Source organism: Enterocloster lavalensis, assembly GCF_046603895.1.
GTDB classification, from domain to species: Bacteria; Bacillota; Clostridia; order Lachnospirales; family Lachnospiraceae; genus Enterocloster; species Enterocloster lavalensis.
In genome coordinates this window covers 3,865,639-3,884,472 of the sequence record NZ_CP176637.1, presented here as the reverse complement: position 1 = coordinate 3,884,472, position 18,834 = coordinate 3,865,639, and the positions used below count along the sequence as shown (strand labels likewise).

The following is an 18,834-nucleotide window of genomic DNA, read 5'->3' as shown; positions in this document are numbered from 1 at the left end:
CCTCCTCTCTACGGAACGATGGTGCCTCTGGAATTTTTTCCCAGGCAGCACGCATTCGCCTCGTCAAAATCGATGTGCATGGCCAGCGCAAACCGGTCACTGACCCGGACGATCACATGCTCGAACACGACCGTCCGATCTCCTTCCACCCGGACCTTCACCTCCTGCCGGTCCGTCACGCCAAACCGCGCGGCGTCCTCCGGTCTCATGTGGATATGGGCCCTGGCCGCGATCACGCAGCCCTTGACCCACATCGCCCCCTGCAGTCCGATCAGGCAAATATCTCCGGCTCCGTTTAAGTTTCCCGACAGGTTCACCGGCGCTTTGATTCCGAGCCTGCGCAGGTCGGTCAGGGACATTTCCACCTGAACCGCGCTCCGCTCGGGGCCCAGCACCGCCACGCGGCCCAGTTCCCCTTTGGCGGTGGCCAGCCTCAGCCTCTGCCCGCTCAAAAATTCACCCGGCTGGGACAGCTGCCGATCGCAGGTCAGCTCCGTCCCCGCCCCAAACAGCGTCTCCACCGCCTCCCTGGTCAAATGGACGTGGTTGGCCGACGCCTCCACCGGAAAGGACAAGTCCCCGCTTCCGGTCAGATTATCCTGGTACTGCTCTACAACTCTGCGGATCACCGCCTCCAACTCCTGCCGGTTCATAGTCCGCCTCCCCGCTGCTTTGCCACCTGGCGGCAGAACAGGATATAGGCTGCGCTGCTCAGGCGGTTCATCTCCTCAATGATGTCGGGACGCTCCCCTGGAAATGCCGCCACGGCCCCAAGCTCCGCCTCCCGTATCCGGGTGCGCAGGGTGTTTAACATCAGCGCCATCCTTCCCATCCGGTAGTCCGGAATGGGATGGTCGATCCCAATCTCCTCTTTTACATGATGCGAAACATAGCGCAGCCGGTCGTGGTCGTACCCGAACAGCGGCTTTTGCGCCAGCGGTTCATCCCGCACCTCCGCGCCCAGAACGTCCCGCACACGGTCCAGGAGTTCGCCAAGGCAGCCGCACAGCTCTGCATTTCCCTGCTCGCAAGCCTGCGCCTGGCACTCCAGGATATGGGCTTCCAGACTGTCTAACTGTCCTCTGAAGGCGATTCTGGGATCGGTCTTTTTCACCAGCCGGTTTCCCCGCAGATGGGTCATGTCCTCGGGCTTCTCCCGGTATCCCTTTCCCGTCACCGCGTCCACATAGGTGTAGGAGCCGTTTTCTCTGATCTCCGTCCGGCTCATGGACCGGCCGGGGCCCGTCTGGGCTGTTTTCAGCTCGATTCCCCGCTTTTTCAGGTATTCCCTGGCTGTGGGCGTGACTACGGTGTCCTTTGAAACGGTGTAGCTCCGGGTTCCCGCCGGGATCAGCTCCGAGCGCAGAACCGCTTCCGTCAGAATCTTCTGCACGCGCTACGCCTCCCTTCTGAAATGCAGCCTCGTCTTACCGGTCGCTGCTCTGCAGTGTGGGAAGAATAAACTCCACCTCCGGATGGGGACGCGGAATCACGTGCACGGACACCAGCTCGCCGACCTTAGCCGCCGCGGCCGCCCCTGCGTCCGTGGCCGCCTTCACGGCGCCTACGTCTCCGCGTACCATAACGGTCACCAGACCGCCTCCCACATGTACCTTGCCGATCAGCGACACGTTCGCCGCTTTAACCATGGCATCCGCCGCCTCAATCGAGCCCACCAGTCCTTTCGTCTCCACCATTCCCAATGCCAATAATGTCTCAGCCATATTCGTTATCCTCCATTACACTTTTTATTTTGTTGCCATTAATCTGGCTATTACCTGCTTTGTGATCTGCTCCACCGCCTCGCGGGTAAGTTCGCCGGTGGAAACGCTGCTGTTCTGATCCGCCCGGCTTACGCTTGCCGCGCTGCCATGCTGGTCCGCCCAGCTCCCGCCCGACGCTCCGCCATGTCGGTCCGCCCAGCTTCCGCCCGACGCGCTGCCATGCTGATCCGCCCAGCTCCCGCCCGACGCCCCGCCATACCCGGCCGCCCGGCCGTTCGGCCCGGCTCCCGCCGCCGGAGCGTTTCCGTCTCTCAGTTCCTCCAATTCCCGCACGCCCCATGCCACCCGCCGGATATTGATCAGGTTCATGGGTGTAATATTATCGCTGGTAGAGCTTCCGCCCACGGAGCCGCAGCCCAGGGTCAGGGCCGGAGCCAGATTCGTGGTGGCGCCCACTCCGCCCAGCGCGCCCGGGGTATTGACCAGAAGCCGGGACACCGGCTTTTTCAGTGCAAACTCCCGGATTACCTCCTGGTTTTTGCTGTGGATGGTCATGGTGTGCCCCGCCCCCTCGTTCTGGAGGATGGCGATGCACCGGTCGCACGCCTGCTCCCAGCCCGGCTCCACATAAAACGCCAGAATGGGACAGAGCTTTTCTCTGGAGTAGGAATTTTTCTTCCCCACCTCCGTCTGCCGGGACAATAGCACCCTGGTTCCCGCGGGGATGCGGATGCCCGCCATATCTGCGATGGCCTGTGCCGATTTCCCCACAATCCTGGGATTCATGGTCCCGTTGGCCCGCAGCATAAAGCCGCCCACCTGTTCGGACTGCTCCGGCGTCATAAAATAACCGCCCTGCCGCTCCAGCTCCTGAACCACCGCCTCCTCGATACACCGCTCCGTCACAACGGACTGCTCGGAGGCGCAGATCGTACCATTGTCAAAGGTCTTGGAGTCGAAAATCCGCTTCACCGCCAGCGGAATATCCGCCGTCCGCTCGATAAAGGCCGGTCCGTTTCCCGGTCCCACGCCGATGGCCGGATTCCCCGAGGAATACGCCGCCCGCACCATGGCCTCCCCGCCGGTGGCCAGGATCACTCCGATGGAACGGTTTTTCAGCAGCTCGTTTGTGGCCTCCATGGTGGTCAGGCGGATACAGCCCACCATTCCCTCCGGCGCCCCCGCCTCCCTGGCGGCCCTTTTGATGATCTCCACCGTCTCCAAAATGCATTTCTTCGCATTGGGATGGGGGCTGATCACAATGGAATTGCCCGCCTTGACGGATATAATCGTCTTGTACATCACCGTGGAGGTGGGATTTGTGGAGGGAATCAGCGCCGCGACGATCCCCACGGGAACCCCGATCTCCATCAGTCCCTTGTCCCGGTCCTCCCGGATAATCCCCACCGCGGTCATGTCCCGCACGCTCTCCCAGGTGATGGCGCTTCCCAGCTGGTTCTTCAGCACCTTATCCTGCCACACCCCAAAGCCGGTTTCCTCCACCGCCAGTTTGGCCAGCCGCTCCGACTGGGCGGCGCAGGCCCCGGCAATGGCCCGGCAGATATCGTCCAGCTTTTTCTGCGGAAACTCCCTCAGCTTAACCTGAGCCTCCTTTGCCTGCCGGATCAAATCCCTGACCTCCTGGATTGATTCCAGATCTCTGTCCAAATAATCACTCCCCTCTCACCTCAGAACGAAACCGGATCAGACGCCACTTTGCACACGGCCCGGCCGAACGCCTCGCAGGCCCTCCGGCAGGAAGCCTGCGTTCCGGTCAGAAGCCCTCCGCCAAAGTTGGTCTCCGTGGGCGGACCGTAGAATACCTTCATCTCCACCCTGGCCTCCTTCAGCGCCGCGTCCAATCCCATCACCGCCTCCACCGGCGGCGCGATCAGATAGGCGATCGGCCTCCCGGCTTCGATTCCCGCCATCTTTGACAGGTAGGTGCCCGACTGTGAAATGCAGTGGGCGAAATAACACACGCTGTCGTCCTTTGCGGCGCTGTAGAAAAACGCCTGATTCTTTATGTAATCCAATGCCGCCTCCAGCCCGCTTTTCACCTGGGCCGGATCCGGCGCCGACAAAATCCCGATAAACTCCCCCGCCAGCCGCGTGGACGCATTGGTAGAACCCGCGTACATGCTGGTGGCGTAGGCTACAATCACATCCGCCTTCTTAGTGGCCTCGTCCAGCGCCGCGTAGGACACGTCGTCGCAGTCCGTGGTCAGGATTCCCAGGCTCCGGTGGCCCGGAAATACCTCCAGCTTCTTAAGCAGCTCCGGCTCCGCGTTGGGTATGATCTGCGCGCTGAGCACATTTGTGCGAATGGCATCTCCCGTCATCCAGGCCCCTCCTTTCCGCGGCGGTCAGTGCTTTAAATCCACCCCGCTGGCCTTTTCCTTCAGTATGGTTTCAATCAGCTCCGCCACGTAGGCTCCCGCCTCCACCGCGCTGGTGCCTCCGCTGTAGATGTTGGAGACCACCGTCCGTCTGGCTTCCGGCTGCCCTACAACGGCCTGATAACAGATGTAAGCGCTCATACTCTCCGCCGTCCCCAGCCCGGGCCGTTCCCCGATCAGGATACAGACCACTTTGGGGTGCAGCAACTCCGAGACGGCATCCTCCACCGCAACCCGGCCGAACTTGACAAATATGGCCGGTCCGGTGCTGATGCCCCGCATGCTCAACCCGTCCTCAATCACGGGGAGAATATTTTCCAGGTTCGCCTCAATAGCTTTGGAGGAAAGTCCGTCCGAAGCGATCAGCTGCACATCCACGCCCGCCTTGCAGGCTGAGACAAGCTTCTGCTGCGCCTCCTGGTCCAGCTTCCGCCCCAGGTCCGGCCTGGTAATGTGCTCGTTGCGGTCCCTGCACATGGACTGTACGGACACCAGCTTCAACCGGTCAATCAGCCCCTCGTCCACATCGGAAAACACCGAATCCCTGGCCAGCGCATGGTCGGCCCGCAGCGTCAGCCACGTCCTGGTGCGCTCCCTTGGCCCCGCCTTTCCCACGCCGATGCGGGCGGTGGTCTTTCCCATCATGCGGGTCAGCGCCTCCGGGTCCATGGGGTGGTCCAGGGTTGGTTTGGCTTTCTCTTCCTGGGAGGTAATGTCATGCAGATCGTTGTCCGGGCGCGCCGCAGGGGGCATTCCGTCTTCCCGCGCCGCGAACCGGCCTGGCTGCTCCCGGTCCCCGGCCTGTCGCCCGAGCCGGCCGTCCGCACCTGATCCCATCCCAATCTCCCGCAGCACCTCTTCCACGATGCTGGCAATCATTTTCTCATCCAATTTTATCCACGCCCCTTTCGGTTCAGAAACAGGGTGGGATCGCCGGCGCGTTCCGTCAGCTTTCCATTTTCACTGATCCCCATCTTCTCCAGCCACAGGTCGAACTCCCGGATGGGCCGCAGCCCTAAAATCTCCCGGATCGCAGCCGAGTCGTGGTAGGCGTTGGTCTGGTAGTTCAACATCACGTCGTCGCTGGTGGGAACCCCCAGTATGTAGTTCACCCCCGCCGATCCCAAAAGCAGGGCCAGATTTTCAATATCGTTCTGCTCCGCCAGCATGTGGTTGGTGTAGCAGCAGTCGCAGCCCATTGGCACCCCTGTGAGTTTCCCCATAAAATGGTCCTCCAGACCGGCCCGTATCACCTGGCGGCTGTCGTAAAGGTACTCCGGCCCGATAAAGCCCACCACCGTGTTCACCATAAAAGGCTTGAACTCCCTGGCGTAGGCGTAGCACCTGGCCTCCATGGTCACCTGGTCCGCTCCGTAGTGAGCGTCCGAGGACAGCTCCGAACCCTGCCCCGTCTCAAAATACAGCACGTTCGGTCCGGTTCCCGTACCCCTTCGTTTCAGCAGCTCCTTTGCCTCTAAAACCGTCTGGGTGTTAAACCCGAAGGCCGCGTTCCCTTTCTCGCTGCCCGCGATGGATTGGAATATCATATCCGCGGGCGCACCATTTTTCACCGCCTCGATCTGAGTGGTGATATGTCCCAGCACGCAGATTTGAGTGGGAATCTCAAACTGGTGCTTGATCTCGTCGAACCGTTTCAAAACCTCGGTCAGGCTGGACACCGTGTCGTTCACCGGATTCAGGCCGATCAGCGCATCTCCGCAGCCGTAACTCAATCCCTCGAACAGGGAGGCCGTGATACCCTCCACATTGTCCGTGGTGTGGTTCGGCTGAAGCCTGGTAGCCAGGGTCCCCCTCAGGCCGATGGTGGTATTGCAGTGGGCCGGCACCCGGATCTTGGAGGCCGCGTAGACCAGGTCCAGATTGCCCATCAACTTCGCCACCGCCGCCACCATCTCCGCGGTCAGCGCCTTGGATATCCGCCGGATATCCTCCTCCGTGGTCTTGTAGTCCAGAATCCACTCCCGCAGCTCCGCTACCGTCCAGCCCCGTATCTCCCGGTAAATGGTCTCGTTGATGCTGTCCTGGTTGAGCCGGGTCACCTCGTCCTCCTCGTAGGGGACCACCGGGTTCTCCCTGAGCTCACAAAGCAGCATATCCGCCAGCACCTCCTTGGCCGCGATCCGTTCGATGGCGGAGGAAGCCGCCACCCCGGCCAGCACGTCCCCGGATTTCTCCTCATTGGCCTTGGCCAGCACTTCTTTTATGGACTGGAAGGTAAATACCTGCCCCGCGAGCATCGTCCGATAACTCATATACGCAACTCCCTCCTCTCGTTTCCCACTCCGGCCGCCGTCCGGTTTAACTAGCCGAACACCAGCGTCTTTACCACCACCGGAACCACCAGGCCTCCCATGAGAGGCCGTCCCATGTCCACGTAATCATTGTCGCCCACCCGGATGGAATCCAGGGCCACCACCTCCCGGCTCCCGTGTCCGGCGTGGTACGCCGCCTGCCCCAGGGCCTTGGCCATGTCGCACTCCACGATAATGAGAAGGGGCGTCTCCGGCCGGTAAACCGCGTCTGCGGCCCTAACCAGCACTTCCGCCAGCCGCTTTAGCTCCGCATAACCCGGATTTGGCCTGCCCTTCATAGCCAGCACCAGCTGCTCCGAGTCGTTCTGCCGCCCGGCCCAGCGCATGCGCTCCTCCAGGACCTCGGACCTCCCCGCAAAGCAGGCGTCCTGCTCCTCCCCGGACAAACGCAGTACCGGGACATTTTTCATGGGAAACAAATTCTTCGTATAGGTAATGGTACTGCCGGAAATCGTCGTCGTGTAGGTTCCGGCCCCCACCACCGTAGCATGTATCGTCTCGTCCGGCCTGACCAGCCGTCCGCCTCCTGCAAGCCTGCCGTCCTTTACCACCGCGCCCAGAAGCATCCCGATATCCCCGTACCGGAACAGCTCCCCCGGATCCCCGTAAATGGCGTCGGCCACGCCGCCTGAGAAAAAATAAGCGTCCACCGGCGCTGCCGCGGAGAAAACGCTGCTGCCGGGCGTCTGTACCTCTCTTAAGATCCCCTCCTGAGGCCGGAGCCCAAAGGCCTGCTCCAGCACCTCGTTCAAAGCCCCGCAGATCCGCTCCAGCGCCTCCGTGGACGTCCTCTCCCCCTCTGCGATGGAGATTCCCTTCCAGCGCGCGATCCGTCTCACACTCTCGCTCACATAATCCACATATAAATCCCGCGAAACCCGGATCAGCCTTCCTCCGATATCCAGACAGCCCGCGCAGACCGTCTCGCCCCGGTCAAAGACAACCAGATTGGAAGTCCCCCCGCCGATATCGATGTTGGCCGCCACACAGGAGTGATCCTCCGAATACTGACGGGCCCCGCTGCCCTTTCCCGCAATGATGGATTCCAGGTCCGGCCCCGCGGTGGAGACCACAAAATCCCCGGCGAAGCCGGAAAGGCGTTCCAGCACCAGGGCCGCGTTGTCCTTCCTGGCGGTCTCCCCGGTGATGATCACCGCGCCGGTCCGGGTGTCCCTGGGCGTGAAACCGGCCCGTTTAAACTCGCCCTCCACCAGAAGGGCTACCGCGTCGGCGTCGATCATGGTCCTGGTCTTTAGGGGCGTGGAATGCACCTCCCCCTTGTAGATCACCTGTTTGTCCACAATCCGTATCTGGGGCACACTGAAATATCCCGAGGTGTTCTCAATGGACAGGCGGCTGAAAATCACCTGAGTCGTGGAGGTGCCTATGTCGATTCCAATACTCAGCAGCTCATCCGCCATCCCTGTCTCCCCCCTCCATCATTCTATTACTAAAAAAAGAGACTTCCGTTAAAAGGCAGACTAACTCCCAGAAGTCTACGCTTTTGCCATCATCTCTCATTCTCTGCAGCGAAAGTTGTATCATTTGTTTAATTTTAACATTTAAATCTGTATAAATCAATATTTATTATAATGTTTTTTAAAAATCCAGATACTTTCTCAAATATTGTTAAATATTTTTCTTAATATTTGTCACAAAATCGTTTACAAATTGTCATTTTAGCCAACATTGTGGCATATGCGGCAGAATCCATCTTTGCTTTCCCGGACGGCAAACAGCGCCGGACGCTGCGTTTCCCGGGTTTTTTACCCCCCGGATCCACCGCAGCATCAGGCGCTGTTTCTGATAATTATATAACACACTTTTTCACAAAAATACCGGAACTTACGGCCAGTTCATAAACAGCGCGTTGCTCCAGGCGGTGCGGCCGTACACATCGGAGCACTCAATCCGCACATACGTCTCATTGCCCTTCAACTCCACCTCCGCGTATTCCAGGCCGTCCTCCAGCGTCTTGCACATCACGGTGAGTCCGGCGTTTACCGGGCCTCCGGCGATGAAATTAACACGGTACACCGGGCTGCATTTAACCCAGACACGGCGTCCGTCCACGCCCCAGTCGTAAATCATCGGTCCCGACGAGGCGTAAAATTCTCCCTCCATCAGCGCGCGGGTGATCAGCTCGTGGGTCAGCGCAGGGGCCTTGACCATGATAAAGCCGCCGCAGGCGTCGTCGAATTCGCCGCTGTTGTGATTGTCGTCCGCCGCGAAACCGTAGAGCTGCCTGCCTTTTCGCAAAATAGCGTCCCAATAGGTGGTGTCAAAGCCGGTGCCGCTCTCATTTACCGTATTGTAATTAAAAATTTCCAGGCCCAGAAGACCGTCGGTATCCGCAAAATCCTCCTCGCGCACCCGCGACCAGATGGGGTGGTTGTAGATGGTCAGACAGCCTCTGGATCTGAGATAATCGCTCATCTCCTGAGCCACCGCGGCCCCGTCCCATTCCCCGTAAAACATTCTCGGCGGCACCACTTCCCCGTGGCTCATGAGCGGCAGAACCGCCTGTTTTTGCACGCTCTCCGGCCCCAGAATGCCATGGACGTGATGCACCTTAAGGCGCTGGGTCAACGTATCGTCCTTCCACAGAACGGCCGAGGCTTCCACCGCCGGAATGATGATAAAATCTTCCCGGTTCAGCTGTTCCCTGTAGTCCGAATACACATCATGATCGCTGATTCCCAGAAAGCTGTAACCGTGTTCCACAAACAGCTCCACCGCCTCCCGGGGCGTCAGGCAGCCGTCGGAATCCACCGTATGACTGTGGAGATTTCCCTTGTACCAGTTTCCCTCTTCTTTAAACCCGCCGTCTTTTCTCATAGCGCTCCCCTCATCGCTGCCCGCACAGGCAGATGTGTTTTTTAATGATAGCTATATTATACAAGGTATCTTCCTATTTGTATAGATTCGGATTATGCGGCTTCTTTATGGTTACTGTCCACAGCTAATATCCCGCGAGGGGTTTTTGCCGTTTCTGTGCATCGCGAAGCGTGTTACTGGGAACGGAGTGTACAGTAACTCTTTATAAGATACAAATGCTGGTAACACGAAATATCCCTTGTGCTTTTCTCCTTATGCGATATAATTACTTGTAACGAAACTGTTAAAAACGTCAATTTCAGGAGGAATCTATGAATAAGAAAAAACAACTGCTGCTCAATCTGGCCCTGACGGTTTTCTTCGTCGCGGCTGTGATTGTGCGGGGACCCAACTTAAACCCCCTGTACTCGGACGGTGCGTTTTCCTGGTGCTTTGCCATCAGCTGCTATGTAGTGCTGAACTTTTTTATCTGTCTTGGAAGCCTGCGGATCACCACCAACGAGTACAACCGCATGCAATTCTCCATCGACAGCAGCGTCAAGAGCGTCAAGAAAGGCTTTGTGCTGCTTGCCATCCTCTGGGTGGCTTACTTCGCGGTCACCATGCTGTCCATCCCGCTGTTCAACTACAAGGCTTACCGCGATCAGCTGGGCACGCCCCAGGTGTCGGAGTTCAACGAGACCGTGCAGCCGCTGGCTCTGAACCAGCTGCCCATCGTGGATAAAGACCTGGCCCGGGAACTGGCCGACAAGAAGGTGGGCGAGAACCCCGGCCTGGGAAGCCAGGTAGTCCTTGGCACCCCCGTGATCCAGAAGGTGAACGACAAGCTGGTGTGGGTGGTTCCCTTAGAGCATTCCGGCTTCTTCAAATGGCTGAAAAATATAGACGGCTCCGCCGGGTACATCGTGGTGGCGGCCAACGACGTCAGCGACGTCACCCTGGTCACGGATCACAAGATCAAGTACCAGGCAAACGCCTACATCCTGGACGACTTGAACCGCCACGTGCGCCTGTTTGGCGGCGGTCTGTTCATGGGACTGACGGACTACTCCTTCGAGCTGGACGACGACGGCGTGCCCTACTGGGTGCTGACCACCTACAAAAACCGCTGGCTGTTCAATCTCCCGGAGGCGGACGGCGTGCTGATCGTCAACGCCACCACCGGCGAGACCAACCGCTACACCATTGACACCATACCGGAATGGGTGGACCGGGTGCAGCCGGAGTCCTTCGTGATGCAGCAGATCAACAACCAGGGCCAGTACGTGCACGGAATCTTCAACTTCTCCAACCAGGATAAGTTCCGGCCAAGCCGCGGCGACATTATCATCTACAACGGTGCGCGGTGCTATCTGTTCACCGGCCTGACAAGCGTCGGCTCCGACGAGTCCGCCATCGGCTTTATCCTGGTGGATATGGTGACCAAGGAGTCCTTCCTCTACCAGATGAGCGGCGCCACCGAGGTGGCGGCCCAGAGCTCTGCAGAAGGTAAGGTCCAGCAGTTCGGTTACCGGGCCTCCTTCCCCATGATCATCAATCTGGACGGACAGCCCACCTACTTTATGACCCTGAAGGACAATGCCGGGCTGATCAAGCAGTACGCCTTCGTGTCCGTTGCCAACTATACCAACGTGGGCACCGGCGAGACCATCGACAGCGCCCTGCGGGACTTCCGCCAGATGCGCGGAAGCTCCGGCGGCATCCTGACCGGCCAGACGGCCAAGAGCATGAAGGGCACCGTGCTCAGGATCGCCTCGGAAAGCCTGGGGGACGGCGTCACCTACAAGATTATTTTGGAAGAAAAACCCAGTTTGCTGTTCACCGTGTCCTATGATCTGAGCAACGAACTGGCCGTAACCCAGCCCGGCGACCGGGTATCCATCGACTATATGACCAGCGACACCGGCATCTGCATCGCCACCGGGTTCGACAATCTTGCGTTTACGCAAAAGGCGGAGGACGGGGAATGATCCCCGGCAGCACCCGCTCACCACACCAATGAAAAACAGGAGGATTTATTCAAATGAAAACAGGTGCAAAAGTATGGCTCTGGATTATGCTCGTGGCTAACGTTATGGCCCTCGTCTCGTATCTCTTTTTGACGCTCACCGCCCCGGCATACCTTCTGTATGTCGTGGCCGAAGCCGGAATGATCACAGCGGTGTGTCTCATGCTCTTTTTCAGGCGCAGGCTGGGGTTCTACCTTTTCCTCTGCGTCGCGGCCGTGGCTCTGGTCATGAACATCATGTTCGGAGCGCCCATCGTCTCGTCCCTGATCGGGGCGGTGGTGGGACCGCTGATCACCTACCTGGTGCTGAAGGGGAGTTGGGAAGCGCTGTCATAATTAAAATACGCACGGCAGAACAGCCGGCCCCGGGGAGACAACTCCCCGGTGGCCGGCTGTTCTTTCCTCCGCCACAGACCGATTCGGTTCTGCGCGGCAGGTCTTTACCACTCCGCCATCGTTCCGTCATAATTTCTCCATTTGGGATTGGTCCAGTGCAATCCCTGGGCGGAGACTTCCCTCACCTTCTCCTCGTCGATCTCCAGTCCCAGTCCGGGAAGCGTGGGCACCTTCACAAAGCCGTTCTCATACTGGAACACATCCTTGTTCTTTACAAAATCCAGCAGATCAAAACCCTTGTTGTAGTGAATTCCCAGACTCTGCTCCTGGATAAACACGTTGGGCGAGCACACATCCACCTGCAGGGTGGCCGCCAGGGCGATGGGACCGTAGGGCGCGTGAGGCGCGGCCGCCATGTCAAAGGCCTCCGCCATGGAGATGATCTTTTTCATCTCCAGAATCCCGCCCACCATGGCCACATCCGGCTGAATGATATCCACCACTCCCTCGCGGAAAATATTCTTGTACTGCCAACGGCTCACCAGACGCTCGCCTGTGGCCAGGGGCGTGGAGCAAAGGGCCGCCACCTCCTTAAAATATTCCTCATTTTCCGGCAGCACCACTTCCTCCAGAAACATCAGCTTGTAGGGTTCCAGCGCGTGGGCCAGCACCTTGGCCATGGGCTTGTGCACCCGCCCGTGAAAGTCCACCGCAATACCGAATCCGTCCCCGCAGGCCGCCCGGATGGAGGCCACCCGGTCTGCCACCGCCTGAATCTTGTCATAGCTGTCGATATAGTGCAGCTCCTCGGTGGCATTCATTTTCACCGCGTCAAATCCCCTGTTCCTGCGGTCCATGGCCTGCTCCGCCACGTCCTCGGGCCGGTCTCCGCCGATCCAGGAATAGACCTTAATCCGATCCCTGGCCCGGCCGCCTAAAAGCTCATACACCGGCACTCCGAAGTATTTTCCCTTGATATCCCAAAGCGCCATCTCCATGCCGGAGACAATGGTTCCGTTGATGGGGCCGCCGCGGAAAAAGCTCTTGTACATTTCCTGCCACAGGCGCTCGATCTCAAATGGGTCTCTGCCGATCAGATACCCGCCCATTTCCCTGGCTCCGGCCACCACCGTCTCCGTCTTGGTTCCGGAGATCATCTCGCCCCAACCCTCCACGCCTTCATCCGTGGAGAGCTTCACAAAAATCCACCTGGGTTTTACCTCGTATACGGTTACATCTGTTATTTTCATCTGCACACTCCTTCAGCCTTACCCCATTAGAATACGTTTCCGATCAGACGGCCGATCAGGGACATGATATAGCTGATCAGATGGGTTCCGGCGTCCTCGGTGGATACCAGCTCCATTCCGCTGCCCATCTGGAAGCCGCCGGTGATGGCAAGCTGGGTATGGGCTCCCGCCATGGCGGTGGCGATCAGAAGAAGCATAACCGTAAAGATCACCGTGGACAAATAAGCCCGCACCAGGTTGCCTTTGCCGAAAGCTACCGGCCATGCCGCCAGCCACATGCCGATGTAAGCGATGTCGGACAGCGGAAGCAGGCGGTTGCCCGGAAGCGCCATTGCCAGAATAATGGTGGTTGGCACCATGAGAATACCGACCGCGATACAGGACGGGTTGGCAATGGTCAGGGCCGCGTCGATGCCGATGTGGAACTTGTTGCCCTCAAAACGTTTGTTGAGCACTTCCTTGACGCCGTCCGCAAAAGGCAGCAGGCCTTCCATCAGAATCTGCATCATCTTGGGGGTGATCACCATTGCGGTGGCGGTGGACATGGCCACAATCAGGCACTTATCGACCGGCTCGCCTGCCAGAATGGCAATCAGCAGTCCGATTACCGTGCCGACCGCCATGGGCTCGCCCAGCACGCCGAAGCGTTTCTGGATACTCTCCGGGTCCGCGTTCAGGCGGTTCAGACCGGGAATCCTGTCGTAAATCTTGTTTAACAGGCACGCCAGCGGCGCCCAGCAAATGCTGTTGCTGGTGGGGAAGGAAACGCCCGGCAGGCCGAATGCCTCCTCGCAGATGGGCTGCGTCCAGTCTGCCAGCTTAAAAGTGATCGCCGCGTCCAGAACACCGGCCACCATGGCCACCGGGATGCTGTTGCTGGCATACCACACCAGCGCCGCGGTGAAAATAAAATGGTTGTAGGACCAGAAATCCACCATCACGCAGTTGGTTGCCTTCACCGCCAGCATGATCACGTTCACCGCCAGTACCAGGAACACGATGACCGCCGCCATGGGGAAGGACCAGGTGGCGGCTGCTCTGGCCGGCCAGCCCACGTCCATGATGTCCGTGTGAAGTCCCCAGCGCTGCACCATCATCTGCACGGCAGGCGCCACCTGGGCAATGAAAAAGTTGATGGTCATGTTGACGCCGGCAAAGCCAACGCCGGTCATCAGGCAGGAGCGCAGCAAAACGCCCATTTTCTGCCTCAGGCACACGCCGATCACAAACATGATAATCGGCATCATACACATTGGCCCCAATCCGCTGATCCAGTTTAAACCGTCGATTACTACTTGCATTCTTATACCTCCTCATATACGCCGCGTTTCAAACGGCATCCCATCCCTCTCCTGACTGCCCGCTACTTTGTCAAAACTTCCTTGATCTGCCGCAGCGCCTGGTCCGCGCCGATGCCGGTAATAAAACAGGTCCCCTTCACAATGGGAACGCCGCCGGCAGCGCTCTCATTGAGCATACCGGTTGGCACAATCACGTCCGGATGCTCGGCTGCCACCCGGGCCGGCACCTCGGAAAATTTACACTGTACAAACTGTACGTCGATGTGCTCCTGGGCCATAAAATTCTTGATCTTGTTTAACGCCAGCGTCGACGTGATCATGGATGAACCGCAGCAAACTAAAATTTTTTTCATTTTCAAACCACCTTTCCCACTAATCGGATGATATCCTCTGCGGACTTTGCCCGCAGGATGCTCCCAAGCACGGCCTCGTCGCTGATGAATTCCATCAGCTTCTGAAGCACCTCCACCTGCTTTCCATTCCGGTCCAGCGCAATGTTGAAGATGATCTTCACCTTTGCATCCGCTTCCGGGTCGTCCACCCGCCTGAACTTCACGGCATTTTTCAGCACTGCCACCGCGATTCCGGACCGTTTCACATGTTCCGGCGACACGTGGGGAATCGCAATGTCACAGGCCGGAAGAGCCAGCCCCGTGGGGTACTCTGCCTCCCGCTCCAAAAGGGCGCTGTAAAATGTCTCCTTCACGTAGCCCTGTTCCATCAGCCGGGCGGATGTCTGTTTCAGCGCTTCCTCCTTGGTCCCGGCCTCAACTCCAAGCAGGACCAGATTTTCCGTTATCAAATCTGCAAGAACCATTCCCTCTATCCTCTCCCTTCCACGGGCGGCAGTCTCACCGCCGTTTCAAACGCCTCCACATCCGCCCGCAGACGGTCCGCGTCCCCACGGCTCACATCCCCGCGCCGGAACATGCCGGAGCCGATCCCCAGAAACGGACAGCCGTTCTTTATAAACTCCCGCGCGTTCTCTGCGTTCACGCCTCCCACCGCCATAAGCGGCAGCGATCCCAGCGGGCCTGCCAGCTGCCTGAAATAGGACGGCCCCACGGTAACCGCGGGAAATACCTTCACAATATCAGCTCCCCCTGTCAGCTGGGCGTATATCTCGCTGGGCGTAAACGCGGCCGGAACCGCAATCACCTTCCGCTCCCGGCAGTAGTCCAGCATCTCCCGGGTAAACATAACCGGCGACAACACGAAATCTGCTCCGGCGGCAACCACATCGTGAAGCTGTTCCATGGTGAGCACGGTTCCCGCCCCGATGCTGAGCGAATCGCCGAAGCGCTCCACCGCCTCGCTGATCATGGACAGGGCGCCCTCCGTGTTCATGGTGATCTCCACGCTGCGGATGCCGCTGTCTTTCAACACCTCCAAAATCAACCGCGTTTCCTGAGCCGTATAACCTCTGAGGATGCAGGTTATCTTTGAAAAATCCGCAACCGTCGTTCTCATCCCCTGAATCCCTCCTCTCTGCAAACAACCGCCGCAGGTAATGCCGGCAGCCCATTGCATTCAAATTAAAAATAGGCCTAGCGTTTTCCGCTATGCCTATTTTTAATGCAAGATCCATGCCAGGTTTCGGCAGATTTTGTCAGAAATTCAGGTATTTGAGGATTTCTTCCTTGCTCCGCGCCCCGCGGATATTGGAAATACGTTGTTTTTCCTCTGTCAGCTGAGAAAATTTTTCTGCATATTTTCTACAGCTATTGTCAAATGCGAAGAGGAAAACTAAATCTGCCACATTATCTTCCGACCACACAACCGGTTTGGCCAGTTTTGCCACGGCTATGGCAGGTTTTGTGACAAAGGCGCTGTCCCCATGGGGAACCGCAATCTTCTCCTGGGTCATACAGGTACTGCCCATCATCTCCCGCTTGTACACGCTGAGCAGAAAACCGTCGGTTACCGCCCCCGCCGTCTCCATGGAGGCGCAGAGCCCGTCGATAATCTCATTCTTTGTGATTGTGGGCTCCGGCTCAAAGAGAATCAATTCCGGCCGCACCACATCGATCAGGGACGTTTTCTGGCCCTGGTACTCGCTGATCAGCCCCATGAGAGCCAGAAGCCCCTGGCTGCTGAACACATACCCCATGGGATAAAAGGGGATACCCGGAACCTCGGGGTCCATAGTCCCGGTGATGGCCAGAATGTGGTACTCCCGCCGGATTCGGTCGATCTCTTCCCGCTGCCTCTGCGCGTTCAAAAGTCCGATCTCAAAGATGGCGATATCGTCGCTGGCGTTTAACACGCTGCTCTCCAGATAGCCCTTCAGCCTCCTGGCATTTCCCTCGCCGGTCAGGCACACCGTGATCAGCGCCGGTTTCAATCCCTCGCCGGTGCGAGCCGGCTCAGCAGGAAAGCCCTGGGACCACCGGATCGCCTGCGCCACCTCGTCCAGGCTGGCGTCCTCCAGGCTGGCCCTGCGCACCGCGTCCAATGCCATCAGCGTGTCCACCCTGGCGATGGAGCGGACGGGAATCCCGGTTTTCTCCATCACGGCGTCCCCGATCTCCGTCAGGGAGCCCATATCCACCAGCAGCAGAATCCCCTTCCCCTCATCCACCACCCCGGCCAGCTCGATCACCCGTTTTAAAGCCACCTGGTAGGACTCGGTCAGCCCCATGGCGACCCCCACTGCCAAATCCATATCCATCACAGCGTTTACCACCTCCGCCATGGACACCCCTACCTGCCCGTGGGTCAGAATGATCACGCGGATCCGTTTGGGCCTGGACTGGATTCTGGAGCGGAAGGTTTTCAGATACACGGTGATCCGCGCCGCCTCCTCCACCGGGATTGCAGCGTCCAGCTCTTTGGAAATCTGCGCCACCATCGCCAGGGCCACCTGGTATTCGCGGGAATTCTCCCGCCGGATCCGGGCGGTATCCGCACTGGCGGAATAGCTGCCCGCCTTTAGGTTGTTTAAGACCGCTTCCAGATGAATGGCCAGCAGGCTGTACAGGTCGTCCTGAAGGCGGGGAAACTCCCGCTTTGCAAGGTCAATCCCCCGTCTTGTGGCCTCGACCAGCCTGCGGTCCACCATATTCTCCACAAAAGTCTCCAGCGAGGTCTTGGACGGACAGTCCTGCCCCGGCTCAGGCAGATTTAAATAGCGGTTGATCCGGCTCTGAACCTGTTCCAGTACCTCCTCCTGCCCCATCTCCCGGCCGCCCAGCTCCTCAAAGGCCGTTTCAATGAGTTGATACAGGGATTCCGCCTCCGCGCAGTCCGCCGCCTCCATGCCCTCGTCCGAGCCGCCCTCCGGAGTGATGGTCAGGTCCCGGCCGAAACCCGGAATTCTGGCGCTCACGGCCCCGGAACTCCCGCGGCTGTCCTCCAATGCGCCTTTGAGCTGTTCGGCCTTGATGCGCACCTTTGGCCTGCCCATGGATACGCTGGCCAGAAACGCCTCCGCGCACAATACCTGTATGTCGCTCCTGAGCTGTCCCACGTTGCCGCCGCAGGGATAGGTCAGAAGAGCCGCCACCACCGGCCACTCCACCACCAGCTGACGCCGGATTTGACGGGCCTCCCGCCCGAGAAAGGTACGGATGATCACGTACCGCTCCTCAATGGGCCGCTCCTTTAAGCACGGCATGGAGATAATCATGGGAATTCTGCGCCGGAAAGTCAAAAGCAGCGAGCTCTCCGGGTTCTCCGTGGTCGCCGCGATCACTCTCACCTTCACCCTGCGGGGCGGCCCGGAGTCTCCCAGACGCCGGAACTCCCCCTTATCCAGCAGGTAAAACAGCAGCTCCTGCCCCTCGTTCGGCAGACGGTGAACCTCATCCAGAAACAGGATCCCACCATCCGCCTCTTCCACCAGCCCTCTCTTGTTCTCCTTGGCCCCGCTGAACGCGCCCTTCACATACCCGAACAGCTGGGAAATCAAAAGCTGGGGATTCTCAGCGTAATCGGCGCAGTTAAACACAACAAACGGCGCCCCGGCTTCCAGCACCTTCTTCTGCAGCGCAAAGCGGTACATGGTCTCCGCCAGAAAGGTTTTTCCGCTGCCCGAGGCGCCGATAATCAGGGTATTTAAACCACTGGGCGGATACAGCACCGCGGCCTTGGCCTGGTTGATCTGATTCTTCAGGCCCCCGTCGAACCCGATCACACCGCAGAACACGTCCTCCTCGCCGCCCTCCCGCGCACTCCTGCCGGGGGCGGACTTCCCGCGCTCAGAAGATTTCGCGCCGCTGGGTGCAGCTTCGCTTACAGGTGCGTCCCCGCTTCCAAACGGGCCCCTGATCCCAAGCGTGTCCCCGCCCCCGAGCGTGTCCCCGCTTCCCAACGCATCTCCACTCCTCTCCAGCGAAAGTTCCTCCCGCAGGCGCTTTACCAGATACCGCGAAACCTCGTACCCCATCTGATTGAGCGCCGCCGTCATGGCCCGCTCCGACAGCCCCGGCCTCGCGGCGGACAGCTGCCGGAACTCCGGAATCAAAGCCCGCCGCAGCCGTTCCCGTGAATCCGGAATACCGGCCTGCATTCTCAGTTCCATGATCCGTTCCCGGTGGACCTTCATCCGCCCGGCCAGTTCCTCATCCGTAAATGGGCGGCGCGGATTCTCCCCCTCAATCAACTCCAACAGTTTCTCTACCATGCCTCCACCCCCTGTCCGGCT

At 58.9% G+C, this 18,834-nt stretch carries 17 protein-coding genes; 2 read left to right on the top strand and 15 right to left on the bottom strand.

Annotation, left to right across the window (positions count from 1 at the left end):
• Positions 1-8: 8 nt before the first annotated feature.
• From pduL to ACK2JC_RS17320, 9 genes are all read right to left on the bottom strand, one after another.
• Positions 9-653 (bottom strand): phosphate propanoyltransferase, encoded by a 645-nt coding sequence (gene pduL, locus ACK2JC_RS17360; protein WP_368272343.1) that lies wholly within the window; start codon positions 651-653, stop codon positions 9-11.
• Positions 650-1,393 carry a hypothetical protein gene (locus ACK2JC_RS17355; RefSeq protein ID WP_092364018.1) on the bottom strand — a complete coding sequence of 248 codons (744 nt, stop codon included), beginning with the start codon at positions 1,391-1,393 and terminating at the stop codon, positions 650-652. Before ACK2JC_RS17355 ends, pduL begins: the two co-directional genes overlap by 4 nt.
• Before the next feature lie 34 nt (positions 1,394-1,427).
• A complete protein-coding gene (locus tag ACK2JC_RS17350) occupies positions 1,428-1,724 on the bottom strand; it encodes a BMC domain-containing protein (protein WP_007706402.1) in 297 nt (98 codons plus the stop codon).
• A gap of 24 nt (positions 1,725-1,748) precedes the next feature.
• Complete coding sequence (locus tag ACK2JC_RS17345) at positions 1,749-3,392, bottom strand: acetaldehyde dehydrogenase (acetylating) (RefSeq protein ID WP_320937278.1); 1,644 nt, start codon at positions 3,390-3,392, stop codon at positions 1,749-1,751.
• Positions 3,393-3,412: 20 nt separating this feature from the next.
• On the bottom strand, positions 3,413-4,066 hold the full coding sequence (gene eutL, locus ACK2JC_RS17340) for an ethanolamine utilization microcompartment protein EutL (protein WP_118757036.1): 654 nt from the start codon (positions 4,064-4,066) through the stop codon (positions 3,413-3,415).
• Between the two features lie 24 nt (positions 4,067-4,090).
• Positions 4,091-5,014 carry an ethanolamine ammonia-lyase subunit EutC gene (gene eutC / locus ACK2JC_RS17335; RefSeq protein WP_227169472.1) on the bottom strand — a complete coding sequence of 308 codons (924 nt, stop codon included), beginning with the start codon at positions 5,012-5,014 and terminating at the stop codon, positions 4,091-4,093.
• A 2-nt stretch (positions 5,015-5,016) separates the two neighbouring features.
• The gene (locus tag ACK2JC_RS17330) at positions 5,017-6,396 is read right to left on the bottom strand and encodes an ethanolamine ammonia-lyase subunit EutB (RefSeq protein ID WP_092364005.1); all 1,380 of its coding nucleotides are present in this window, start codon (positions 6,394-6,396) and stop codon (positions 5,017-5,019) included.
• 50 nt (positions 6,397-6,446) lie between these two features.
• Positions 6,447-7,877, bottom strand: a complete 1,431-nt coding sequence (locus ACK2JC_RS17325; RefSeq protein WP_411337501.1) for an ethanolamine ammonia-lyase reactivating factor EutA — start codon at positions 7,875-7,877, stop codon at positions 6,447-6,449.
• Between the two features lie 424 nt (positions 7,878-8,301).
• Positions 8,302-9,294, bottom strand: a complete 993-nt coding sequence (locus ACK2JC_RS17320) for a PHP domain-containing protein (RefSeq protein ID WP_092363999.1) — start codon at positions 9,292-9,294, stop codon at positions 8,302-8,304.
• A 311-nt stretch (positions 9,295-9,605) separates the two neighbouring features.
• Between ACK2JC_RS17320 and ACK2JC_RS17315 the strand changes: the two genes are divergently transcribed.
• Together ACK2JC_RS17315 and ACK2JC_RS17310 are read left to right on the top strand one after the other, a co-directional pair.
• Positions 9,606-11,264: a hypothetical protein gene (locus ACK2JC_RS17315; RefSeq protein ID WP_320937276.1), complete on the top strand. Its 1,659-nt coding sequence runs from the start codon at positions 9,606-9,608 to the stop codon at positions 11,262-11,264.
• 53 nt (positions 11,265-11,317) lie between these two features.
• Entirely contained in the window at positions 11,318-11,638 is a 321-nt protein-coding gene (locus ACK2JC_RS17310; RefSeq protein WP_320937275.1) for a hypothetical protein, read from the top strand.
• Positions 11,639-11,742: 104 nt separating this feature from the next.
• On the opposite strand, the gene dgoD is transcribed toward ACK2JC_RS17310, so the two are convergent.
• The 6 genes from dgoD to ACK2JC_RS17280 form a co-directional block, all read right to left on the bottom strand.
• Positions 11,743-12,888 carry a galactonate dehydratase gene (dgoD, locus tag ACK2JC_RS17305; RefSeq protein WP_276950125.1) on the bottom strand — a complete coding sequence of 382 codons (1,146 nt, stop codon included), beginning with the start codon at positions 12,886-12,888 and terminating at the stop codon, positions 11,743-11,745.
• Positions 12,889-12,914: 26 nt separating this feature from the next.
• Complete coding sequence (locus ACK2JC_RS17300; protein WP_092363987.1) at positions 12,915-14,189, bottom strand: PTS galactitol transporter subunit IIC; 1,275 nt, start codon at positions 14,187-14,189, stop codon at positions 12,915-12,917.
• 62 nt (positions 14,190-14,251) lie between these two features.
• Positions 14,252-14,542 (bottom strand): PTS sugar transporter subunit IIB, encoded by a 291-nt coding sequence (locus tag ACK2JC_RS17295; RefSeq protein ID WP_024736342.1) that lies wholly within the window; start codon positions 14,540-14,542, stop codon positions 14,252-14,254.
• A 2-nt stretch (positions 14,543-14,544) separates the two neighbouring features.
• The gene (locus ACK2JC_RS17290; RefSeq protein WP_276950119.1) at positions 14,545-15,006 is read right to left on the bottom strand and encodes a PTS sugar transporter subunit IIA; all 462 of its coding nucleotides are present in this window, start codon (positions 15,004-15,006) and stop codon (positions 14,545-14,547) included.
• 5 nt (positions 15,007-15,011) lie between these two features.
• The gene (locus ACK2JC_RS17285; RefSeq protein WP_320937105.1) at positions 15,012-15,659 is read right to left on the bottom strand and encodes a bifunctional 4-hydroxy-2-oxoglutarate aldolase/2-dehydro-3-deoxy-phosphogluconate aldolase; all 648 of its coding nucleotides are present in this window, start codon (positions 15,657-15,659) and stop codon (positions 15,012-15,014) included.
• A gap of 139 nt (positions 15,660-15,798) precedes the next feature.
• On the bottom strand, positions 15,799-18,813 hold the full coding sequence (locus tag ACK2JC_RS17280) for a sigma 54-interacting transcriptional regulator (RefSeq protein WP_320937104.1): 3,015 nt from the start codon (positions 18,811-18,813) through the stop codon (positions 15,799-15,801).
• Positions 18,814-18,834: the final 21 nt, after the last annotated feature.

Excerpts from the sequence above, each read along its gene's own strand:
- ACK2JC_RS17325 (WP_411337501.1), bottom strand. The coding sequence starts at position 7,877 with ATGGCGGATGAGCTGCTGAGTATTGGAATCGACATAGGCACCTCCACG.
- ACK2JC_RS17320 (WP_092363999.1), bottom strand. The coding sequence starts at position 9,294 with ATGAGAAAAGACGGCGGGTTTAAAGAAGAGGGAAACTGGTACAAGGGA.
- ACK2JC_RS17310 (WP_320937275.1), top strand. The coding sequence starts at position 11,318 with ATGAAAACAGGTGCAAAAGTATGGCTCTGGATTATGCTCGTGGCTAAC.
- eutL (WP_118757036.1), bottom strand. The coding sequence starts at position 4,066 with ATGACGGGAGATGCCATTCGCACAAATGTGCTCAGCGCGCAGATCATA.
- ACK2JC_RS17315 (WP_320937276.1), top strand. The coding sequence starts at position 9,606 with ATGAATAAGAAAAAACAACTGCTGCTCAATCTGGCCCTGACGGTTTTC.
- dgoD (WP_276950125.1), bottom strand. The coding sequence starts at position 12,888 with ATGAAAATAACAGATGTAACCGTATACGAGGTAAAACCCAGGTGGATT.
- ACK2JC_RS17280 (WP_320937104.1), bottom strand. The coding sequence starts at position 18,813 with ATGGTAGAGAAACTGTTGGAGTTGATTGAGGGGGAGAATCCGCGCCGC.
- ACK2JC_RS17350 (WP_007706402.1), bottom strand. The coding sequence starts at position 1,724 with ATGGCTGAGACATTATTGGCATTGGGAATGGTGGAGACGAAAGGACTG.
- ACK2JC_RS17290 (WP_276950119.1), bottom strand. The coding sequence starts at position 15,006 with ATGGTTCTTGCAGATTTGATAACGGAAAATCTGGTCCTGCTTGGAGTT.
- ACK2JC_RS17330 (WP_092364005.1), bottom strand. The coding sequence starts at position 6,396 with ATGAGTTATCGGACGATGCTCGCGGGGCAGGTATTTACCTTCCAGTCC.
- ACK2JC_RS17295 (WP_024736342.1), bottom strand. The coding sequence starts at position 14,542 with ATGAAAAAAATTTTAGTTTGCTGCGGTTCATCCATGATCACGTCGACG.
- ACK2JC_RS17300 (WP_092363987.1), bottom strand. The coding sequence starts at position 14,189 with ATGCAAGTAGTAATCGACGGTTTAAACTGGATCAGCGGATTGGGGCCA.
- pduL (WP_368272343.1), bottom strand. The coding sequence starts at position 653 with ATGAACCGGCAGGAGTTGGAGGCGGTGATCCGCAGAGTTGTAGAGCAG.
- ACK2JC_RS17285 (WP_320937105.1), bottom strand. The coding sequence starts at position 15,659 with ATGAGAACGACGGTTGCGGATTTTTCAAAGATAACCTGCATCCTCAGA.